The following is a 20,720-nucleotide window of genomic DNA, read 5'->3' as shown; positions in this document are numbered from 1 at the left end:
GATCGACTTTAATTGAAATCATTAAGAAAGCTAAACCAATTAAAGTGAGTAATGGTGCAATTAAACTTAATGAAGCAATTGGTAAATGTGTCACAACTAATCCACCTACAAAGGCACCCAATGCATTACCTAAATTAAAGGCGGATTGGTTTAAGGTACTTGCTAATGTCGGCGCATCTTGTGAGATGATGGTACTTTTAAATTGCAGTGAAGGACTCATACTAAAGCCGATCACACCAAAGAGGAAAATACCTAAAACCATAATAATGCCATTCATCTGAATGAAATACAGCACAATAAAATAAAGAATAAAGACACTGAAAATCAGTTTTAATGCTTTGTTCAGATTCCAGTCTGCCAGTTTTCCGCCGATCATATTACCTAATGTGACACCCACTCCGAAAATAATCAGCATAAAGGAAATCAAGCTTTCTTTAATGTGCGATACATCTATCAAAATAGAAGAGATGTAAGTGAAATATGCAAAAACACTGCTGAAGCCGAAGAGCGTTACTGCTAAAGTCAGCCATAAACGTTTCTCTTTCAATATCTTCAGTTCATTCATCACAGAAGAATCAGGAACTGTTTTCGGGTTAGGCACAAAAGCAATGATGCCTAACAATGCTAAAAAGCCGATAATGGCAATCACAATAAATGTCATAGCCCATCCGAAATTTTGACCAATTAATGTTCCAAAGGGTACACCTAAAATATTGCTGAGTGAGAGGCCTATGAACATCAGTGCCATTGCACTTGCACGATATTGAGGTTGAACCATGTTAGCCGCAAGTATAGAACCGATGCCAAAAAATGAACCATGGGCTAGGGAAGTGATAATACGTGCGGTCATCATAAAGCCGTAACTGGTACTGAATGATGCGGCGATATTGCCAATAATAAAGATAGACATCAGCAAAATCAGTAAATATTTTCTGTTTAATTTGATCGTTAACATTACTAATATCGGACCGCCAATAGCGACACCTAAAGCATAGCCAGTAATCAATTGACCTGCTTGACTCACTGTTACTTTAAAATCATGCGCAATATTTGGAAGCAAACCCATAATGACGAATTCTGTCATTCCGATAGCGAATGCGCCGATAGCCAGCATCCATATTGCGATGGGATATTTCTTCACATTTACACCTCCGAAAAACGCAAATATGTTCCGATTATATAGAAGTCCATTAAGAGAGTCAATGTACAAAAATTATTCAAAAAATTAAGTGAACACTTTTGTGCTCACTTAATCTATACGATAAGACATAACATGTTGCGGACCGGCAATACCGCCGATAACACGTCCTGTATCGTTATATCCTATTTTCTTATAAACATGAATTGCTTTAGGATTTTTGAAGTTTACGGAAAGAACAATTTCATCCACTTCTGGAAAATGCTGTTTGACATAATGCGGAAGCTGTTTTAGTGCACTTTGTGCAATTCCTCGGCCTTGCATGATTTCTGTTACAGAAAATGATTTGACCAAAATGGAATTTGGATTGTCACTGAGTCCGAAACGTTCTTGATTTTGATTCAACCTTAAGAAGCCGGCAGGTAGTTGTTCATACAACACAATGACAGGATATTCCTGATCTGCTAAATCTTCTAATGCGGCTAAAGGCTTAAGTGCAAAGGCACTTTCTTCTTTAGCTATAGAGAATTCTTTGAGCTGTGCATTATATTTCGAATCATATGGGATTAATTGAATGGCATGCATAGTTTCCTCCTTATCGTACTAAAGTTTTGATTAATGCTTGCGTATGCGCTTCTAATTCATCATCTGGAATGCCTCCGAAACCTACAATAAACTTAGGGGCATGCACATCATAATTTTCTTTCTTCATATAGTGCACCAAGGGTTTTAATTTTACATGATGCGTTTCTGCACGTTTTAAAATAGTATCCAAATCCAAACCATTTTTGACGGTCAATGTGAAGTGCATGCCGGTTGTGGCACCTTCTATCAGCAACTGATTTTTAAAAGGTGACAAAGCATCGATAATGTAAGTCAATTTATGCCGATAAACTTTACGCATTTTATTTAAATGACGTTCGAATGAACCTTTCTCCATAAATTGTGCGACCATATACTGCATAGGTGCAGGGACTGTATTGCCTTCTTTGTCAGGCAAAGCATCATAAGTTTGGATTAATGCTTTAGGCAATACCATAAATGCTATACGGCAGCTTGGAAAGAGTGATTTTGAAAAGGTACTTATATAAATAACCTTTCCCGTCGTATCCAAACTTTGCAGGGCAGGAATCGGCTTGCTGAAATAGCGGAACTCAGAATCATAATCATCTTCAATGATAAAGCGTTCAGGGTGCTGCTGGGCCCAGTTGATCAATTGTGTACGTGTTTTTAAATTCATCACATAACCAGTAGGGAATTGGTGTGAAGGTGTCACATATACAACTTGGCGATTGGAATTAAAGACTTGTTTCATATTTATACCGCTTTTCGTGACAGGTACTTGTTTATAATCCAATTCCTTTTTATCTAATACTTGCTTGATAGGAGGATAGCTTGGATATTCAATGATGTAAGAGCGGTCTGTTAAGATATCAGTCACTTGGTTGATTAATTGTTCAGTAGAAGAACCGATAATAATCTGTTCTGGATGGCAATTCACACCTCGGCTGTTAAAGAGATAATGTGCAATCGCTTGTCTTAAACGATATTCGCCTTGTTGATGGCCAGGTTGTAAAATGTCTGGCATTGATTCATCAAAGACATCACGCGAATACTTGCGAAATTGCTGCCAAGGGAAGTGTTGTGTATCGATACGTGCCAGGTCAAAACTGAATTGTATATCAGAAGCAGCGGGTGCTTCTTTCTTAATATCAACGACAGGGTTGTCTTTTGTCACAATCGGTAAAGATTCAATGTCTGATACATAATAGCCTGAGCGCGGTTTGGAATAGATATAGCCTTCATCTAATAAGAACTGATAGGCATGCTCTATCGTTGTATTACTTAAGGAATGATGTTCTGCTAAACGGCGTTTAGATGGGAAACGGTCACCAGATTGATACTGTCCTTCAATGATTTGTTCTTTTAAAGTTTGGTATAACTGCATGTATAAGGGTTGTTTCATTCAACTGACCTCCTATTATTTATCGAAATTGGTCCTTTAACACTATCAGTTTATCCTTTAAACTGGATTTAATCAATCAGAAAAGGGGTATTTAGTATGTCTAAAATTGTAGGCTCAGATCGAGTAAAACGAGGAATGGCTGAAATGCAAAAAGGCGGCGTTATCATGGACGTTGTCAATGCAGAACAAGCTAAAATTGCAGAAGAAGCAGGCGCAGTAGCAGTTATGGCGCTTGAACGTGTACCATCAGATATCAGAGCAGCTGGCGGAGTAGCACGTGCATGCAATCCTAAAATTGTACAAGAAGTTATGGATGCTGTTTCTATTCCTGTAATGGCTAAATGCCGTATCGGTCACATCACAGAAGCACGTGTATTAGAAGCAATGGGTGTAGACTATATCGATGAATCAGAAGTATTAACACCAGCAGATGAAGAGTATCACTTATTGAAAAGCGACTACACAGTACCATTCGTATGCGGCTGCCGCAACTTAGGCGAAGCTGCACGTCGTATCGGCGAAGGTGCTGCAATGTTACGTACAAAAGGTGAACCTGGTACAGGCAACATCGTTGAAGCTGTACGTCATATGCGCCAAGTGAACTCTGAAGTCGCTAAATTAACAGTAATGCCGGATGATGAAATCATGACATTCGCTAAAGAAATCGGTGCACCATACGAAGTTTTAAAATCAATCAAAGACAATGGCCGTTTACCGGTTGTTAACTTCGCAGCAGGCGGTGTTGCGACACCTCAAGATGCTGCATTAATGATGCAATTAGGTGCTGACGGTGTATTCGTTGGTTCAGGTATCTTTAAATCAGAAGACCCTGAAAAATTCGCAAAAGCAATTGTTCAAGCAACAACACACTACACTGATTACGAACTCATCGGTAAATTAGCTCAAGACTTAGGTGAAGCAATGAGAGGTTTAGATGTTAACCAATTATCATTAGAAGAACGTATGCAAGAGCGTGGCTGGTAAGATGAAAATCGGTGTACTAGCTTTACAAGGCGCAGTGCGCGAACACTTGCGTCATATTGAGTTAAGCGGCCACGAAGGTGTCGCAATCAAACGTGTTGAACAATTAGAAGAAATTGACGGTTTAATCTTGCCAGGAGGGGAATCAACGACATTGCGTCGTTTGATGAACCTTTACGGCTTCAAAGAAGCATTAGTCAATTCAGATTTGCCTATGTTTGGGACTTGTGCAGGATTGATTGTCTTAGCACAAGATATCGTAGGTGAAGAAGGATACTTGAAGAAATTAGATATTACTGTTGAACGTAATTCATTTGGACGCCAAGTAGATAGCTTCGAATCTGAATTAGACATTAACGGTATTGCAGAAGATATTGAAGCGGTCTTCATCAGAGCACCGCATATCGAAAAAGTAAACAGTGACAATGTAGAAGTATTAAGTACAGTCGGCGATAAAATCGTAGCAGTGAGAGAAGGCAACTATTTAGGTGTTTCTTTCCATCCTGAATTAACAGATGATTATCGTGTTACAGAATACTTTATTGATCATATTGTTGCTGAAAGTAAAAAAGCAAGTGTATAAACAATCAAAAACGAGCAGCCATTAAGGTTGCTCGCTTTTTTGTGTCGCATTAAATTTTTCAAGATATATCAGACCCTCATGATCTGGTGTTTGATTACCGTCTATATAATCATAACCGTGTTTTCTATAGAATTGAACAGCCGTAATAGATGCAGGAATAATCAGACGTTCTGCTCGATGATAATAATAGTCATCTTCCAAAGTATCCATAATCAATCTTCCGATACCTTGCTGCTGGTAATCAGGAGAGACAAAAATAGAAAAGAAGCATGATTCTGTTTCACTGCCGTAATAAGGACCGATAGCACCTGTGGCGATTAATTGATCATTCATCTTAAAAACATAGAAATTGACGTGTTCTGCTTTATATTGAATGCTTTCAGGTGTGATATCTTTTGCGTAACTTTCAATATCTTCCTTCGGTTCATCTTTAATGTTTGTTGTTCTAAGCGTGTCGATTATTAAATCTACAACTGCTTGTGTATCTGTTTCTTGGAATTTACTGATGTGTATCTCATTCAATTTCATAGGGACACCTTCTTTTTATTTTGTGTATATACATTTAAATTCTTCACTCACCATGGTTTCAGCTTCAGCGAAAGGGTGGTGAATCGATTTAAATTCAGGTTCAAAAATCTAATATTTACAGTCTCCAGCAGATGAGCGTATGTTCATCATTTAGAATTAGTTTTGACACACATTAAATCACTTGCTATAAAGCGTCTAGTTGGATAACACTTATTTTCTACACCACAATTAGCTATTTGAGTGTTATTGCAGACTTCAGTCCCTCAAACAATAATTCTTCATAGACAATGTATTAACTAAAAAATAAAAAATCGAAGCTAGAGAGAAAAAAGTTTAATCGATAGTTAAAATAGTTAGAATATTCTTATTTTAAAAATAGCAGTTTTGATGCGGATTTTCAAATGAATATCGATAATAAAGATAACTTGTTTTGCATTCCAAGGATACCTCAATATCCAGCTACTCGCGTTTTTAATGGTGCATAAACAAGTTGACTTCTATAAGATTTGTACATTATAATATAAATGAAAACGTTTTCTTTTAAAATAAAATAGTTTAGGGGTGGTTTTATGAAGTGGGAAACAAGAAAGTTAAATTTAGAAGAATTAAAATCTGTAAATGGTGGCGGAATGGCTAAGTGCTTAATTGGTACAGCTGGATCAGCAATGGTTGGCGCTGCTGGTGGTCCTATTGGTTTTTGGGGTGGCGGTTTAGTAGGAATGGCCACATTTTGTGATTAACAATTTGGTTTGGAAGAAAGGTATGCTTTTGTATGCCTTTCTTTTAAACTTTAGATTGTGAATTTAAAAGAAAAGGAGATGTGACTTATGAAGTTACCTATTCTACTTCTATTATTATTACCTTTATTTATTAAAAAGATAAAAGACAAGAAAAAGAATCGTGATATTTGAGGAGATAAAATATAAGTACTATAAATAACTGTTACATAGAAAGACAAGACAGATAGTGAATCGCTTTGGTTATGGAGCAGGACATAAATTTAGCTCTGTGTTATTCGAAGTACTCTGTTCATCTTTAATGTTTGTCGTTCTAAGTGTGTCGATTATTAAATCTACAACTACTTGTGTATCTGTTTCTTGGAATTTACTGATTTGTAGTGTGTTTAAGTCCATAGAGTCACCTACTTTATTTATATTGAATAGAGACATTTAAATTCTTCACAGACCATTATTTGATTTTCATGAAATGACTGGTTAATGCTTGCGTATTCAGGAATAAAGAAATCACGATGGACATTTCTCCAATATGTTAATGTTCGTGATCCTTCACCTTCTTTATATGCATGTTCCTTTGATACTTCAGAAAATGGGACTTGGTATACTTTGGTATTTTTGATTACACAGATGGGATTATCTTGTGCATCTAGAACGATACTCAGGTCATCGACTTTCGGCAAAGGCTCTTGTTCTTCAACGTAAAACGCTAAACCGCTTGTTGTCGCAGTTTTGATACCTTGTGAAACCAGTTCGGCTAAATGTGTTGCATCTACGCCGAATTGCCATGCTGTGTAAGAAGAATCTTGGTATGTTGGATATTCAGTTATGAATTTGTTCCAAAATGCATCGATGCTCATAATTATCCCTCCATTATTAAGTGTTACTTTACACGAAGAAAAGGTGAAATGCAACGCAAAAAAACGGCCTCCTGAAAAAGGAAGCCGTTGTGTAGTAAGGTGCTTACATGAAGAAGCCTGCAATCGCTGCAGAAATAAATGATACAAGTGTTGCACCGAATAAAAGTTTAAGACCGAAGCGGGCAACTACGTCGCCTTTTTCGTTATTTAAAGATTTGATGGCACCTGAAATGATACCGATTGAACTGAAGTTCGCAAATGATACTAAGAATACAGATGTAATGCCGACTGCACGCTCTGATAAGCCTTGCATTTTGCCTAAATCAAGCATTGCAACGAATTCATTAGATAATAATTTAGTCGCCATTAATGAGCCTGCTTTCACTGCATCTCCCCAAGGAATACCTGTTAAGAATGCAAATGGTGCAAACACAAATCCGATTAATGTTTGGAAGTCCCATTTGATTGCGCCGCCAGATACGCCAGAGAAAATACCGCTGACAATACCGTTTAATAAAGCGATAATAGCGATATAACCGATTAACATCGCACCTACAATCACTGCCACTTTAAAGCCGTCTAAAATATATTCTCCCAACATTTCAAAGAACGACTGTTTTGCGCCTGTCTCTTCGACTAATAATTTATCGTCTTTTTCATCTACTGTATAAGGGTTGATGATAGAAGCGATAATGAAACCGCCGAATAAGTTTAAGACAATCGCTGTTACCACATATTTAGGATCTAATAATGTAAAGTATGCACCGATAATTGAAGCGGAAACTGTAGACATCGCAGAAGCAGTTAAAGTATATAAACGCTGCTTAGGTATGTAAGGCAGTTGTTTTTTCAATGAAATGAATACTTCAGATTGTCCTAAAATCGCAGCTGCTACGGCATTATAAGATTCTAAACGTCCCATACCGTTGATTTTTGAAATCAAGAAACCTAAAACATTAATAATAAGCGGTAAGATTTTCGTATATTGCAAGATCCCGATAATCGCAGAGATAAATACAATCGGCAATAATACGTTAAAGAAGAACGGCGGGTTTTTAGGGTCTACATATTTAAACCCTCCAAACACGAAATTAACTCCTTCTGCTGCTTTAGACAACAGGTAAGAGAAGCCATGGGCAATGCCACCAATTACAGTAATTCCCACATTTGTTTTTAATAGTAGGAAAGCGAAGATGAATTGGATGACAAGCAAGATACCCACATATTTCCATTTGATATTCTTCTTATCAGAACTGAAAACAAATGCAAGTGCTAAAAAGAAAACAATCCCAATTAAAGCAATAAGTATATGCATGGTTTAACTTCATCCTTTATTTTTTATTTCATACAATATGATACAGGAAAATAACGCTCACGAACATCCCAATTTTAAGGTTGTCGAAAATTTTTTAAATCATATTGGTTGAAAAAGGTCAAAGTTGGTCATATAATATAGTCAAAGAAGGTCAAAAAAGGGGTGATATCCATGCACAATATGTCCGACATCATAGAACAGTACATTAAACATTTATTTGAGGAATCGAATAAAGATGTTGTTGAGATACAACGAGCGAATATTGCTCAACGCTTTGACTGTGTGCCTTCTCAGCTTAATTATGTAATTAAGACAAGATTCACCAATGAACACGGTTATGAAATTGAAAGTAAACGCGGTGGTGGAGGTTATATCCGAATCACGAAAGTTGAAACTAAGGATACGAAGGGTTACATTAATCACCTCTTACAAATCATCGGCGATTCTATTTCTCAGCAACAAGCACATTATGTGATCGAAGGATTGCTTGATAATCAATATATTACACTGCGCGAAGCCAAAATGATGCTTGCAGTGATAGATAGAGACACACTAAGAATGGAAGTTGTCGCAAGAGATATTGTTCGAGCAAATATATTGAAACAGCTGTTACCGGTCATTAATTACTATTAATAGATAGGAGGCTGCACATGGCTGACAAATCAATGCATACACCAAAGTCTGATAAGCACAGCGAAAATGAAATACAACCTAAAACAATAAAGAGAGTAATAGCAGAAAGTAATGAAGAGGAACCTACATGGCAGAACAATCAAGATGACATGGAAGGCTCTTTTGTTATAAAACAAATCCTTCAGCATTTGGCTTCTAAGCACGGTATACAATTAGAAGACTTAACTATCAGAGAAGAAAAGAAATGCCCGAATTGCCATATGACACTGAAAGATATTGCATATAAAGGGAAGTTTGGGTGTGCACAATGTTACACTACTTTTAAAGAGGATATTGTGGATATTGTCAGACGTGTGCAAGGCGGTCAAATCGAGCATGTCGGCAAGACACCTGTCTCCTCTCAGCACAAATTAGCAATTAAGAAACAAATAGAAGCAAAAGATAAATATTTACAAGAATTGATAGAGAAACAAGAATTTGAAGAAGCTGCGGTTGTCCGCGATGAGATTAAAGCACTAAAAGCAGAAAGCGAGGGATAATACATGAGCGAACATTCAATGTACATGAGTAATTGGATGCAGCAAGACGCTGCAACACCAGTGGTGATGTCTTCACGTATTCGACTTGCCAGAAACTTGAATAATCATGTTCATCCCTTAATGTTTACTTCAGATGTTGAAGGACAAAAAGTCATCAACGAAGTACAAGATGCTTTGCCGGATTTGAAAGTTATCAACCTTCAAATGATTGAGCAGACAGATAAACTGAAATTAGTTGCCAAACATCTCATCAGCAAAGAACTGATAGAGCAGCCGGCTTCAGCAGTATTGTTGAATGAAGATGAATCATTAAGCATAATGGTAAATGAAGAAGATCATATCAGAATACAGACAATGAGTTCAGATATGGACTTAGAACGCTTATATCAAAGCGCTTCAGAAATAGATAATCGGCTTGATCGCGCTTTAGATATCAGTTTCGATGAACAACTCGGCTATCTAACAACTTGTCCGACAAACATCGGAACAGGGATGCGTGCGAGTGTCATGCTGCACTTGCCGGGACTTTCGATTATGAAACGCATGAATCGTATTGCACAAACAATTAATCGTTTCGGCTTTACAATCCGCGGTATTTTCGGAGAAGGTTCTCAAGTGTACGGACACATCTATCAAGTTTCAAACCAGTTGACCTTGGGAAGAACGGAAGAACAAATTATTGAAACTCTAACAGAAATTGTTCAGCAGATTATTGCTGAAGAAATGCAGATTCGCAAGCAATTAGACTATCACAGTCTTATTGAAATGCAAGACCGCATTTACCGTTCACTGGGTCTGCTGCGTTATAGCCGTATGATTTCTATGGAAGAAGCATCAACGCGTTTGAGCGAAGTCAAATTAGGTATTGATTTAGGCTACATTGATGAATTGCCTGACTTTAATTTCAACCAAATGATGGTCGCAATTCAATCGCCATTCTTAATAGACGAAAATAATCGAATTTCAATTAAAGAACAAAGAGCAAATGTAATCAGAGAACATATAAAATAGGAGGTTTTGCTATGTTATTCGGCAGATTAACAGAACGTGCACAACGTGTATTAGCACATGCACAAGAAGAAGCGATTCGTTTGAATCACTCAAATATCGGAACGGAACACTTGCTGCTTGGATTAATGAAAGAACCTGAGGGTATTGCAGCAAAAGTATTAGAAAGTTTCGGTATTACAGAAGACTTGGTTGTATCAGAAGTTGAAAAACTGATCGGTCAAGGCCAAGAACAAATCGGTACATTGCACTATACACCAAGAGCTAAGAAAGTCATTGAACTTTCAATGGACGAAGCACGCAAATTACACCATAACTTCGTCGGAACAGAGCATATCCTGCTTGGTTTAATCCGCGAAAACGAAGGTGTAGCTGCACGTGTATTCGCAAACTTGGATTTAAATATTACAAAAGCACGCGCACAAGTGGTTAAAGCACTTGGCAGTCCTGAAATGAGCAATAAAAATGCACAAGCTGCTAAATCAAACAACACACCTACGTTAGACGGCTTGGCACGCGACTTAACAGTCATCGCAAAAGACGGCACATTAGATCCGGTTGTCGGACGCGATAAAGAAATTACACGTGTCATTGAAGTATTAAGCCGCCGTACTAAAAACAACCCAGTATTGATTGGTGAACCTGGGGTAGGTAAAACAGCAATTGCTGAAGGTTTAGCACAAGCCATCGTAAATAATGAAGTACCAGAAACATTAAAAGGCAAACGTGTAATGTCACTTGATATGGGTACAGTTGTTGCCGGTACAAAATACCGCGGTGAATTCGAAGAAAGATTGAAAAAAGTTATGGAAGAAATTCACCAAGCAGGCAACGTTATCTTATTCATCGATGAATTGCACACATTAATCGGTGCCGGTGGTGCTGAAGGTGCCATTGATGCTTCAAACATCTTAAAACCAGCATTAGCACGCGGTGAACTGCAAGCAATCGGTGCAACAACATTAGATGAATACCGTAAACACATTGAAAAAGATGCAGCGTTAGAACGTCGTTTCCAACCTGTACAAGTCGATGAACCGACAGTTGAAGATACAATTGCTATCTTAAAAGGTTTACGTGATCGTTACGAAGCACATCACCGTATTAATATTTCTGACGAAGCGGTTGAAGCAGCTGCGCGTTTAAGCGACCGTTATGTTTCAGATCGTTTCTTACCAGACAAAGCAATCGATTTAATCGATGAAGCAAGTTCAAAAGTAAGACTGAAAAGTCATACGACACCTTCAAACTTGAAAGAAATCGAACAAGAAATTGAAAAAGTTAAAAATGAAAAAGACGCAGCAGTACATTCACAAGAATTCGAAAACGCTGCGAACCTTCGAGATAAACAAACAAAATTAGAAAAACAATATGAAGAAGCGAAAAATGAATGGAAAAATGCGCAAGGCGGTTCTAACACATCATTAACAGAAAACGATATCGCTGAAGTTATTGCCGGATGGACAGGCATTCCATTAACACGCTTGAACGAAACAGAATCTGAACGTCTGCTTAACTTAGAAGACACATTGCACAAACGTGTAATTGGTCAAAAAGATGCTGTTACTTCAATCAGTAAAGCAGTACGTCGTGCACGTGCAGGTCTTAAAGATCCTAAACGTCCAATCGGAAGCTTCATTTTCTTAGGACCGACAGGTGTAGGTAAAACTGAATTAGCACGCGCATTAGCAGAATCAATGTTCGGCGACGAAGATGCAATGATTCGTGTCGACATGAGTGAATTCATGGAAAAACACGCAGTGAGTCGTTTAGTCGGAGCGCCTCCGGGCTATGTAGGTCATGATGACGGCGGTCAATTAACTGAAAAAGTAAGACGCAAACCATACTCAGTTATCTTATTCGACGAAGTCGAAAAAGCACACCCTGACGTATTCAACATCATGCTTCAAGTATTAGATGATGGTTTCTTAACAGATACAAAAGGACGTCGTGTAGACTTCCGCAATACAGTGATTATCATGACTTCTAACGTCGGCGCACAAGAACTTCAAGATCAACGCTTTGCTGGTTTCGGCGGCGGTAATGATGAAGGTGCGGACTATGAAACAATCCGCAGCACAATGTTGAAAGAATTGAAAAATGCATTCCGCCCAGAGTTCTTAAACCGTGTCGATGATATCATTGTCTTCCACAAACTTGATAAAGCTGAATTGAAAGAAATCGTTACGAAAATGGTCAACCAGCTTACAGATCGTTTATCTGAACAAGATATCAATATCGAAGTAACTGAAGCAGCGAAAGAAAAAATTGCTGAAGAAGGTTACGACCCTCAATATGGTGCACGTCCATTAATCAGAGCAATTCAAAAAACAGTTGAAGATAACTTAAGTGAATTGATCTTAGACGGCAACCAATTAGAAGGCAAAGATGTTGTAGTGGACCATAACGGTGAAAAATTCGAATATAATATTAATGATCGCAAAACAGATGAAACTGAAACTACAGCAACAAAAGCATAAGCGATGTTGAAGTAATATCAGTATTTGTTGAGCAAAGGCTCCTTTTGAAGCAGCACCTGAAATCAGTGCTGCTTAAAGGGAGTCTTTTTATATTTTGAGGTTATAATAGGTTAAAGGTGTTATAATATGTGACCGCAAAGAAATCTGATATGATTATTTTAAATCATACTATTTATGATTGTGAGCAGACAGGGTTCAGGTATAAAATAGTAAAGCAATCATTAATAGTATTTAAATGCATAAAGCGGTAAAATAGATATGTTTTTCACATAAAAATAGGTGGTGTAAATTTGGCGAAAAAGAAAGTGACATTCGAGTGTATGGCTTGTGGTTACCAATCACCGAAATGGATGGGAAAATGCCCGAATTGCGGAGCTTGGAACCAAATGGAAGAGGTAATCTCTCAAAAAGAAGCACCCAGTGGTAGAGGGATGCGTACACGCGAACAAACAGCTAAAGTAACAAAATTAAATCAAGTGCAGCATGAAACGACACCGCGTATCCACACGAGCTCGTCTGAATTTGATCGTGTCTTGGGCGGAGGCATTGTACAAGGTTCGCTGGTGCTTATCGGCGGCGACCCGGGTATCGGGAAATCTACATTGCTGCTGCAGATTTGTTCTGCATTATCTCAAAATAAGAAAGTATTATATATTACCGGTGAGGAATCACTGAACCAAACGAAATTGCGTGCAGATCGTTTAGAAGAAGATTCAAGTCAATTGAATGTATTTGCGGAAACGGATTTGGAAGTGATTAAAGAGGCTGTTAAACAAACACAGCCTGATTTAGTCGTAGTAGACTCTATTCAAACCGTCTATCATCCTGATATCAGTTCAGCACCAGGTTCAGTATCGCAAGTCAGAGAAAGTACGCAAATCTTGATGGGAATCGCAAAACAGATGAACATTGCGACATTTATCGTGGGTCATGTGACCAAAGAAGGTCAAATTGCTGGACCGCGTTTATTAGAACATATGGTGGATACCGTCTTATACTTCGAAGGGGATGAGCACCATGCATACAGAATTTTGCGTGCAGTGAAAAACCGTTTCGGCTCGACCAATGAAATGGGTATTTTCGAAATGAAACACAGTGGTTTAAAAGGAGTCAAAAACCCTTCAGAAATGTTCTTAGAAGAACGCTCAACGAATGTTGCGGGTTCAACGATTGTGCCGACTATGGAAGGAACACGTCCTTTATTAATTGAAGTACAAGCCTTAGTCACACCGACGACATTCAATAACCCAAGACGTATGGCGACAGGGATTGATCATAACCGCTTGAACTTGCTGATGGCGGTCTTAGAGAAGAAAGAAAGCTACCTGCTTCAGCAGCAAGATGCGTACGTTAAAGTGGCGGGCGGTGTACGTCTGACAGAACCTGCAGTCGACTTGGCTATCATCGCAGCAGTCGCATCCAGCTTCAAAGACCAGCCAGTCAATGGTATGGATTGCTTTGTCGGTGAGGTTGGTTTAACGGGTGAAGTACGTCGCGTATCACGTATTGAACAACGTGTGCAAGAGGCAGCGAAACTCGGATTTAAACGTGTTATTATTCCTAAAACAAATATAGGAGGTTGGGATTTCCCTGACAATATTCAAGTCATCGGTGTAACCAGTGTGCATGAAGCATTGAATTTTGCATTGATGAAAAGCTGATACCAAATATAAAGAAAGGGGGCTATCAGATGAATATTATAAAGACAATTGTCATCGTAAGCTATTTCATTTTGGGAATCAGCTTAGGCATTTTGATTATTCCTGATATTGCGAAAGATACGAATTTGGTACATACGTATCCATGGCTGACCAACAAGTATATCGCAGCAGTATTAGGAATTATCGGTTTCTTTATCATTTTCGGTTTGTTAATACCGAAAATCACGCGGACACTGCGCCGATTAGAAGGGTTTATTATGCGTCACAGTGCTGTTGAAATTCTTTTTGCGGCGATTGGATTGATTATGGGGCTTTTTATTTCTGTAATGATTGCCTTTATTTTAAATATTATAGGTTCATCACTGTTCCTTCATGTCCTACCTATTATCATTACAGTCTTTTTAAGTTATTTAGGATTCCAGTTCGGCTTGAAGAAAAGGGATGAGATGTTAGCATTCCTGCCAGAAAAGATGGCACGTTCAGCTTCTATGAACGCACTGCGCGCAACACCGAAAATTATCGATACCAGCGCTGTGATCGACGGCAGAATTTTAGATGTGATTCAATGCGGTTTCTTAGACGGTGAAATTTTGATTCCTCAAGGTGTAATCAATGAGCTGCAAGTGGTCGCAGATTCGACAGACAGCGTCAAAAGAGAGAAAGGCCAAAGAGGCTTGGATATCTTGAATAAAATTCATGACGCAGATCATCCTTCACAAGTAGTGCATCCGCAAAAATCATATAATGATATCGACGCTTTATTGATTAAACTGGCACATAAATACAAAGCAGACTTGATTACAACAGACTTTAATTTAAATAAAATTTCACGTGTGCAAGGCATTAAAGTACTGAATGTCAACGACTTGTCAGAAGCAGTGAAGCCTACTGTACGTCAAGGCGATCAAATCAACCTCTTATTGACGAAAATGGGTAAAGAGCCGGGACAAGGTGTCGGCTATTTAGAGGATGGCACAATGGTGGTAATTGATGATGCTAAAACATTAGTCGGCCAACATGTCGATATTGAAATCACAAGCATTCTGCAAACATCATCAGGACGTATCGTCTTTGCGAAATTGATGAAACGCTAGTTTGTTTATTGTTTCACATGGAACAAGGATGTATTTACAGGCGTTTTGTTGAAGCAATGGGCTTACCAAATACGGCTCGTAATGCTACAATAAGTAAGAATGGGTACAGAATTGCCTGGCTATTTCTTGTCAGTCAAAGTCATGCCGATACACAGGTTTTTGACCTTGTCTTGCAAACGATAATCACGCATTTTCTGATTAATCACTATCTCAAAAGGAAGTATAAAAATGTACGGACATTTTGCCGCTTTCTTTTTAATAATCTAAAAATACAGGAGTGAACGAAATAATGAGTGATCGCGTAAGAGTCAGATATGCACCGAGTCCAACAGGTTACTTGCATATCGGAAACGCTAGAACAGCACTATTCAACTATTTATTTGCTAAACATTATGATGGAGACTTTATTGTACGTATTGAGGATACGGATAAAAAACGTAACTTAGAAGACGGCGAATCTTCACAATTCAGCAACTTGAAATGGTTAGGTCTTGATTGGGACGAATCTGTTGATAAAGACAATGGTTATGGTCCGTATCGTCAATCTGAACGTGGTAAATTCTACGATCCTTTAGTAGAACAATTATTAGCAGAAGATAAAGCATATAAATGCTATATGACTGAAGAAGAATTAGAAGCGGAACGCGAAGGCCAAATTGCACGCGGAGAAACACCGCGCTATGCAGGTAAACATGCTCATTTAACACAAGAAGAAAGAGAAGCATTCGAAGCAGAAGGACGTCTTCCGGCAATTCGTTTCCGTGTACCAAAAGGCAAAGTCTATAAATTCGATGATATGGTTAAAGGCGAAGTATCATTTGAATCAGACAACATCGGCGACTGGGTTATTGTGAAAAAAGACGGTGTTCCGACTTACAACTTCGCAGTAGCTGCAGATGACCACTACATGGAAATCTCTGACGTTATCCGCGGTGATGACCATGTTTCAAACACACCTAAACAATTAATGATTTATGAAGCATTCGGTTGGGAACCGCCGCGTTTCGGCCACATTTCATTAATCGTGAACGAACAACGTAAAAAATTAAGTAAACGTGATGGTCAAATCCTTCAATTCATCGAACAATATCGCGACTTAGGCTACTTGCCAGAAGCATTATTCAACTTCATTACATTGCTTGGCTGGTCACCTGAAGGCGAAGAAGAAATCTTCTCTAGAGAAGAATTTATTAAATTATTCGATGAAAATCGTTTACAAAAATCACCAGCATTCTTCGATAAGAAAAAATTAGCTTGGGTGAACAACCAATACATGAAACAAAAAGACTCAGAAACAGTCTTCGAACTTGCATTGCCGCATTTAATTAATGCAGGTTTGATTCCAGAATCACCATCTGAAAAAGATTTAGACTGGGGTCGCAAATTAATCGGTTTATACCAAAAAGAAATGAGCTATGCAGGTGAAATCGTACCGCTTTCTGAAATCTTCTTCAGAGACGAAATCGAGTTAGGCGAAGAAGAACAAGAAGTTATCAACGGTGAACAAGTGCCAGAACTTATTGAACATTTATACGGTAAGTTAGAAGCGCTAGAACCATTTGAAGCGGCTGAAATCAAAAAAACAATCAAAGAAGTTCAAAAAGAAACAGGTATTAAAGGCAAACAATTATTTATGCCGATTCGTGTTGCAGTAACAGGATCAATGCATGGTCCGGAATTACCGAATACGATTGAAGTATTAGGTAAAGAAAAAGTACTGAACCGTTTAAAAAAATATCTATAATTTCGATGGGGGACACTGCTTGAATTTTCAACGCAAACCACCTATTATTAGAAGTAATTACTGAGGATTAGTAGATAAAGTTTCAAGTCCAGAGAGTGTGCGGCTGCTGCGAGCACATCTTGAGCGTTATTGAATGCACCTTGGTTCAGACAATGATAAATACGGGATTTGAGAGAGTATGTCTTGAAACATTTGTATCACGCATACTGAAGAAGAGTGGAACCGTGCGAAGCACCTCTGACATTAAGTTGTTAGAGGTGCTTTCGTTATATATAGGAGGGGAATAACTTGTTTAAAAGAATGAGAGACGATATAAAAATGGTATTCGAACAAGATCCTGCGGCTAAGACGTCATTTGAGGTTGTGACAACTTATGCAGGATTGCATGCAGTATGGAATCACTTGCTTGCACACAAACTTTATAATAAAAAGCACTACGTTGCTGCACGTATTATTTCACAAGTATCACGCTTTTTCACTGGGATTGAAATTCACCCCGGTGCCAAAATAGGTAAACGTTTATTTATTGACCATGGTATGGGAGTGGTTATCGGCGAAACTTGTACAATTGGCGATAACGTAACAATTTACCAAGGTGTCACACTCGGCGGTACAGGTAAAGAGAAGGGTAAACGCCACCCTGATATCGGAGATAACGTGTTGATTGCAGCGGGTTCAAAAATTTTAGGCAATATCAAAGTAGATTCAAACGTCAATATCGGCGCAAACTCAGTGGTATTAACGAACGTACCAAGTTATTCAACGGTAGTCGGTATTCCTGGCCATATTGTAAAACAACATGGCAAACGTATTGGTAAAAACTTCGACCATCTCAACTTACCAGACCCAATCTACGAACAAATGAAACAATTAGAGAAACAACTAGAGCAAGTTAAGAATGGAGAGATTCAAGATGATTACATTATATAATACATTAACAAGACAAAAAGAACCGTTTAAACCTTTAGAAGAAGGCAAAGTTAAAATGTATGTCTGCGGTCCGACGGTTTACAACTATATTCATATCGGGAATGCGCGTCCAGCTATCAACTACGACGTAGTCCGCCGTTACTTTGAATATAAAGGCTACGATGTAAACTATGTATCTAACTTCACGGATGTGGATGACAAATTAATCAAACGTTCAAAAGAATTAAACGAAAGTGTGCCTGAAATCGCAGACCGTTATATTAAAGCATTCTACGAAGATACAGGTGCATTGAACGTTAAAAAAGCAACATCTAATCCGCGTGTTATGAATCATATGGATGATATCATCCAATTTATTCAAAACCTTGTGGACCAAGGTTATGCTTATGAAAGTGAAGGCGATGTATACTTCAGAACACGCAAGTTCGAAGGCTATGGCAAACTCAGTCACCAATCTATTGATGACTTAAAAGTCGGTGCTCGTATTGAATCCGGCGAGCAAAAAGAAGATGCGTTAGACTTCACATTGTGGAAAAAAGCGAAACCGGGCGAAATCAGTTGGGACAGTCCGTTCGGCAAAGGTCGTCCAGGCTGGCATATCGAATGCTCTGTTATGGCATACAATGAATTAGGCGAAACAATCGATATCCACGCAGGGGGCAGCGACTTGCAGTTCCCTCACCACGAAAATGAAATCGCACAATCTGAAGCACATAACCATGCGCCTTTTGCGAACTATTGGATGCATAATGGTTTCATCAATATTAACAATGAAAAAATGAGTAAATCATTAGGCAACTTCGTATTAGTACATGACATTATTAAAGAAGTAGACCCGGATGTACTGCGTTTCTTCATGATCAGCGTACATTACCGAAGTCCAATCAACTACAATATGGAGTTAGTAGAATCAGCGAAAGCAGGATTAGAACGTATCCGCAATAGTTATCAAGCTTTAGAAGAAAGAGAAGTGATTGCATCTGATATCGAAGATCAATCAGAATATATCGAACAAGTGGATGCATTGTTAGAACAATTTGAAACAGTAATGGACGATGACTTCAACACAGCGAACGCGATTACAACTTGGTATGACTTAGCAAAATTAGCGAATAAATATGTCATGGAAAATACGACATCTAAAAAAGTCATAGAACGTTTCAAAGAAGTCTTCCAAATCTTCAGCGATGTCTTAGGTGTACCATTAAAAGGCAAACAAGAAGAATTGTTAGATGAAGAAATCGAAGCATTAATCGAAGAACGCAATGAAGCACGAAAAAATAAAGATTATGCGCGTGCTGATGAAATCCGCGATGAATTAAAAGCAAAAAATATTATTCTTGAAGATACGCCGCAAGGTGTGAGATTCAAACGTGGATAACGCGCAAAATATTAAACTGCTGAACCCCTTATCACTCGCATATATGGGGGATGCAGTTTTAGACCAATATGTCAGACAGCACATTATCTTAAAGCTGCGTGCTAAACCTAATCGTTTGCATCAGCAGGCTAAACGTTTTGTTTCGGCTAAAAGCCAAGCGCTGACGTTGGAAAGCTTAATCGAAGCAGAGTGGCTGACTGAAGAAGAGTTGGAAATTGTCCGCAGAGGCCGCAATGCGAAAAGCCATACCAAAGCAAAAAATACAGATATTCAGACTTACCGCAAAAGTTCAGGGCTGGAAGCTGTTATCGGTTTCTTATACCTAGAAGGCCGTACAGAGCGCCTTGAAGCTTTGCTTTGTCGTATTGTATCTGAAGTAGAAGAAAGGGTGTGATGGATGTGGAAGATTCAGTGATTGTAGGAAGACATGCCGTTAAAGAAGCGATTACTTCTGGGCATCCAATCAATAAGATTCTGATTCAAGATGGTGTGAAAAAGCAACAACTTGATGAAATCTTAAAAAATGCAAAAAAGCAAAAATTAATCGTGCAAACCGTACCAAAAACGAAATTAGACGGATTAGCTGAAGCACCGCACCAAGGTGTTGCGGCACTCGTTGCGCCCTATGAATATGTTGAGCTGGATGACTTGTTAGCAAAGTTGAAAGCACAAGATCATCTGCCGACTTTAATGTTGTTAGACGGACTGGAAGATCCGCATAATCTAGGATCGATTCTAAGAACCGCAGATGCGGCCGGGGTAGACGGTGTTATTATTCCTAAACGCCGTTCAGTGGCCTTAACACAAACAGTAGCTAAGGCATCTGCAGGTGCGATTCAGCATATACCGGTCACACGTGTTACCAATTTAGCCCAAACAATGGATAAATTGAAAGAAGAAGGCTATTGGATTGCCGGAACTGCAGCTGATAACGCAACAGACTACCGTCAAATGAGTGCAGATATGCCAATCGCAATTGTAATCGGCAATGAAGGTCATGGCATGAGCCGTCTTGTCAAAGAAAAATGCGACTTTTATATTAAAATACCAATGGTAGGGCATATCAACAGCTTAAATGCATCTGTAGCGGCAAGTTTGATGATGTACGAAATTTATCGCAAACGTCATCCGGTTGGAGAGTAAGT

The 20,720-nt window shown here is 38.6% G+C and carries 20 protein-coding genes and 1 pseudogene; 14 read left to right on the top strand and 7 right to left on the bottom strand.

What is annotated here, in order from left to right:
• From C7N65_RS12380 to C7N65_RS12370, 3 genes are all read right to left on the bottom strand, one after another.
• A partial coding sequence (locus C7N65_RS12380; protein WP_105994748.1) for an MFS transporter occupies positions 1–1,114 on the bottom strand: 1,114 nt, incomplete at its 3' end.
• A 135-nt stretch (positions 1,115–1,249) separates the two neighbouring features.
• Entirely contained in the window at positions 1,250–1,723 is a 474-nt protein-coding gene (locus C7N65_RS12375) for a GNAT family N-acetyltransferase (RefSeq protein ID WP_105994744.1), read from the bottom strand.
• 10 nt (positions 1,724–1,733) lie between these two features.
• Entirely contained in the window at positions 1,734–3,104 is a 1,371-nt protein-coding gene (locus tag C7N65_RS12370; protein ID WP_105994743.1) for a PLP-dependent aminotransferase family protein, read from the bottom strand.
• A 96-nt stretch (positions 3,105–3,200) separates the two neighbouring features.
• Here C7N65_RS12370 and pdxS point away from each other — a divergent pair, with 96 nt between their 5' ends.
• A complete protein-coding gene (pdxS, locus tag C7N65_RS12365; RefSeq protein ID WP_105994742.1) occupies positions 3,201–4,088 on the top strand; it encodes a pyridoxal 5'-phosphate synthase lyase subunit PdxS in 888 nt (295 codons plus the stop codon).
• A 1-nt stretch (position 4,089) separates the two neighbouring features.
• Positions 4,090–4,668 carry a pyridoxal 5'-phosphate synthase glutaminase subunit PdxT gene (gene pdxT, locus C7N65_RS12360; protein ID WP_105994741.1) on the top strand — a complete coding sequence of 193 codons (579 nt, stop codon included), beginning with the start codon at positions 4,090–4,092 and terminating at the stop codon, positions 4,666–4,668.
• Positions 4,669–4,689: 21 nt separating this feature from the next.
• On the opposite strand, the gene C7N65_RS12355 is transcribed toward pdxT, so the two are convergent.
• Entirely contained in the window at positions 4,690–5,196 is a 507-nt protein-coding gene (locus C7N65_RS12355) for a GNAT family N-acetyltransferase (RefSeq protein WP_105994740.1), read from the bottom strand.
• A gap of 569 nt (positions 5,197–5,765) precedes the next feature.
• On the opposite strand from C7N65_RS12355, the gene C7N65_RS12350 reads away from it, so the two are divergent.
• The gene (locus C7N65_RS12350) at positions 5,766–5,936 is read left to right on the top strand and encodes a Blp family class II bacteriocin (RefSeq protein WP_105994739.1); all 171 of its coding nucleotides are present in this window, start codon (positions 5,766–5,768) and stop codon (positions 5,934–5,936) included.
• 240 nt (positions 5,937–6,176) lie between these two features.
• On the opposite strand, the gene C7N65_RS12345 is transcribed toward C7N65_RS12350, so the two are convergent.
• The 3 genes from C7N65_RS12345 to C7N65_RS12335 all read right to left on the bottom strand — a co-directional run bounded on the left by C7N65_RS12345 (position 6,177) and on the right by C7N65_RS12335 (position 8,105).
• Positions 6,177–6,329: a hypothetical protein gene (locus C7N65_RS12345; RefSeq protein ID WP_234019094.1), complete on the bottom strand. Its 153-nt coding sequence runs from the start codon at positions 6,327–6,329 to the stop codon at positions 6,177–6,179.
• 17 nt (positions 6,330–6,346) lie between these two features.
• The gene (locus tag C7N65_RS12340) at positions 6,347–6,790 is read right to left on the bottom strand and encodes an ASCH domain-containing protein (RefSeq protein ID WP_105994738.1); all 444 of its coding nucleotides are present in this window, start codon (positions 6,788–6,790) and stop codon (positions 6,347–6,349) included.
• Between the two features lie 103 nt (positions 6,791–6,893).
• Positions 6,894–8,105: a NupC/NupG family nucleoside CNT transporter gene (locus C7N65_RS12335; RefSeq protein WP_105994737.1), complete on the bottom strand. Its 1,212-nt coding sequence runs from the start codon at positions 8,103–8,105 to the stop codon at positions 6,894–6,896.
• A gap of 171 nt (positions 8,106–8,276) precedes the next feature.
• Here C7N65_RS12335 and C7N65_RS12330 point away from each other — a divergent pair, with 171 nt between their 5' ends.
• The 11 genes and pseudogenes from C7N65_RS12330 (at position 8,277) to rlmB (ending at position 20,718) form a co-directional block, all read left to right on the top strand.
• Positions 8,277–8,738 (top strand): CtsR family transcriptional regulator, encoded by a 462-nt coding sequence (locus C7N65_RS12330; protein ID WP_105994736.1) that lies wholly within the window; start codon positions 8,277–8,279, stop codon positions 8,736–8,738.
• Positions 8,739–8,872: 134 nt separating this feature from the next.
• Positions 8,873–9,277: pseudogene (locus C7N65_RS12325) on the top strand (UvrB/UvrC motif-containing protein); the annotation flags it as partial.
• A gap of 3 nt (positions 9,278–9,280) precedes the next feature.
• Positions 9,281–10,288 carry a protein arginine kinase gene (locus C7N65_RS12320; RefSeq protein ID WP_105994735.1) on the top strand — a complete coding sequence of 336 codons (1,008 nt, stop codon included), beginning with the start codon at positions 9,281–9,283 and terminating at the stop codon, positions 10,286–10,288.
• 11 nt (positions 10,289–10,299) lie between these two features.
• Positions 10,300–12,765, top strand: a complete 2,466-nt coding sequence (locus tag C7N65_RS12315; RefSeq protein WP_105994734.1) for an ATP-dependent Clp protease ATP-binding subunit — start codon at positions 10,300–10,302, stop codon at positions 12,763–12,765.
• Between the two features lie 290 nt (positions 12,766–13,055).
• Positions 13,056–14,426 carry a DNA repair protein RadA gene (radA, locus tag C7N65_RS12310; protein ID WP_105994733.1) on the top strand — a complete coding sequence of 457 codons (1,371 nt, stop codon included), beginning with the start codon at positions 13,056–13,058 and terminating at the stop codon, positions 14,424–14,426.
• Positions 14,427–14,455: 29 nt separating this feature from the next.
• Entirely contained in the window at positions 14,456–15,520 is a 1,065-nt protein-coding gene (locus tag C7N65_RS12305; RefSeq protein ID WP_105994732.1) for a PIN/TRAM domain-containing protein, read from the top strand.
• Between the two features lie 289 nt (positions 15,521–15,809).
• Positions 15,810–17,264 carry a glutamate--tRNA ligase gene (gltX, locus tag C7N65_RS12300; protein WP_105994731.1) on the top strand — a complete coding sequence of 485 codons (1,455 nt, stop codon included), beginning with the start codon at positions 15,810–15,812 and terminating at the stop codon, positions 17,262–17,264.
• Between the two features lie 300 nt (positions 17,265–17,564).
• Entirely contained in the window at positions 17,565–18,194 is a 630-nt protein-coding gene (gene cysE / locus C7N65_RS12295; RefSeq protein ID WP_199790696.1) for a serine O-acetyltransferase, read from the top strand.
• The gene (cysS, locus tag C7N65_RS12290) at positions 18,178–19,575 is read left to right on the top strand and encodes a cysteine--tRNA ligase (protein WP_105994729.1); all 1,398 of its coding nucleotides are present in this window, start codon (positions 18,178–18,180) and stop codon (positions 19,573–19,575) included. Before cysE ends, cysS begins: the two co-directional genes overlap by 17 nt.
• Positions 19,568–19,969, top strand: coding sequence for a Mini-ribonuclease 3 (locus C7N65_RS12285; protein WP_232166814.1), 402 nt, complete (start codon positions 19,568–19,570; stop codon positions 19,967–19,969). The genes cysS and C7N65_RS12285 overlap by 8 nt, the downstream gene beginning before the upstream one ends.
• A gap of 5 nt (positions 19,970–19,974) precedes the next feature.
• Entirely contained in the window at positions 19,975–20,718 is a 744-nt protein-coding gene (rlmB, locus tag C7N65_RS12280) for a 23S rRNA (guanosine(2251)-2'-O)-methyltransferase RlmB (RefSeq protein WP_105994745.1), read from the top strand.
• Positions 20,719–20,720: the final 2 nt, after the last annotated feature.

Source organism: Staphylococcus simulans, from assembly GCF_002994445.1.
GTDB lineage: Bacteria > Bacillota > Bacilli > Staphylococcales > Staphylococcaceae > Staphylococcus > Staphylococcus simulans_B.
The sequence above is the reverse complement of the archived record's forward strand: the minus strand, read 5'-3'. Positions and strand labels throughout refer to the sequence as shown.

Excerpts from the sequence above, each read along its gene's own strand:
- C7N65_RS12315 (WP_105994734.1), top strand. The coding sequence starts at position 10,300 with ATGTTATTCGGCAGATTAACAGAACGTGCACAACGTGTATTAGCACAT.
- C7N65_RS12350 (WP_105994739.1), top strand. The coding sequence starts at position 5,766 with ATGAAGTGGGAAACAAGAAAGTTAAATTTAGAAGAATTAAAATCTGTA.
- cysS (WP_105994729.1), top strand. The coding sequence starts at position 18,178 with ATGATTACATTATATAATACATTAACAAGACAAAAAGAACCGTTTAAA.
- C7N65_RS12355 (WP_105994740.1), bottom strand. The coding sequence starts at position 5,196 with ATGAAATTGAATGAGATACACATCAGTAAATTCCAAGAAACAGATACA.
- C7N65_RS12335 (WP_105994737.1), bottom strand. The coding sequence starts at position 8,105 with ATGCATATACTTATTGCTTTAATTGGGATTGTTTTCTTTTTAGCACTT.
- cysE (WP_199790696.1), top strand. The coding sequence starts at position 17,565 with ATGAGAGACGATATAAAAATGGTATTCGAACAAGATCCTGCGGCTAAG.
- C7N65_RS12340 (WP_105994738.1), bottom strand. The coding sequence starts at position 6,790 with ATGAGCATCGATGCATTTTGGAACAAATTCATAACTGAATATCCAACA.
- pdxS (WP_105994742.1), top strand. The coding sequence starts at position 3,201 with ATGTCTAAAATTGTAGGCTCAGATCGAGTAAAACGAGGAATGGCTGAA.
- C7N65_RS12375 (WP_105994744.1), bottom strand. The coding sequence starts at position 1,723 with ATGCATGCCATTCAATTAATCCCATATGATTCGAAATATAATGCACAG.
- gltX (WP_105994731.1), top strand. The coding sequence starts at position 15,810 with ATGAGTGATCGCGTAAGAGTCAGATATGCACCGAGTCCAACAGGTTAC.
- C7N65_RS12370 (WP_105994743.1), bottom strand. The coding sequence starts at position 3,104 with ATGAAACAACCCTTATACATGCAGTTATACCAAACTTTAAAAGAACAA.
- C7N65_RS12345 (WP_234019094.1), bottom strand. The coding sequence starts at position 6,329 with ATGGACTTAAACACACTACAAATCAGTAAATTCCAAGAAACAGATACA.
- C7N65_RS12330 (WP_105994736.1), top strand. The coding sequence starts at position 8,277 with ATGCACAATATGTCCGACATCATAGAACAGTACATTAAACATTTATTT.
- C7N65_RS12305 (WP_105994732.1), top strand. The coding sequence starts at position 14,456 with ATGAATATTATAAAGACAATTGTCATCGTAAGCTATTTCATTTTGGGA.
- pdxT (WP_105994741.1), top strand. The coding sequence starts at position 4,090 with ATGAAAATCGGTGTACTAGCTTTACAAGGCGCAGTGCGCGAACACTTG.
- C7N65_RS12320 (WP_105994735.1), top strand. The coding sequence starts at position 9,281 with ATGAGCGAACATTCAATGTACATGAGTAATTGGATGCAGCAAGACGCT.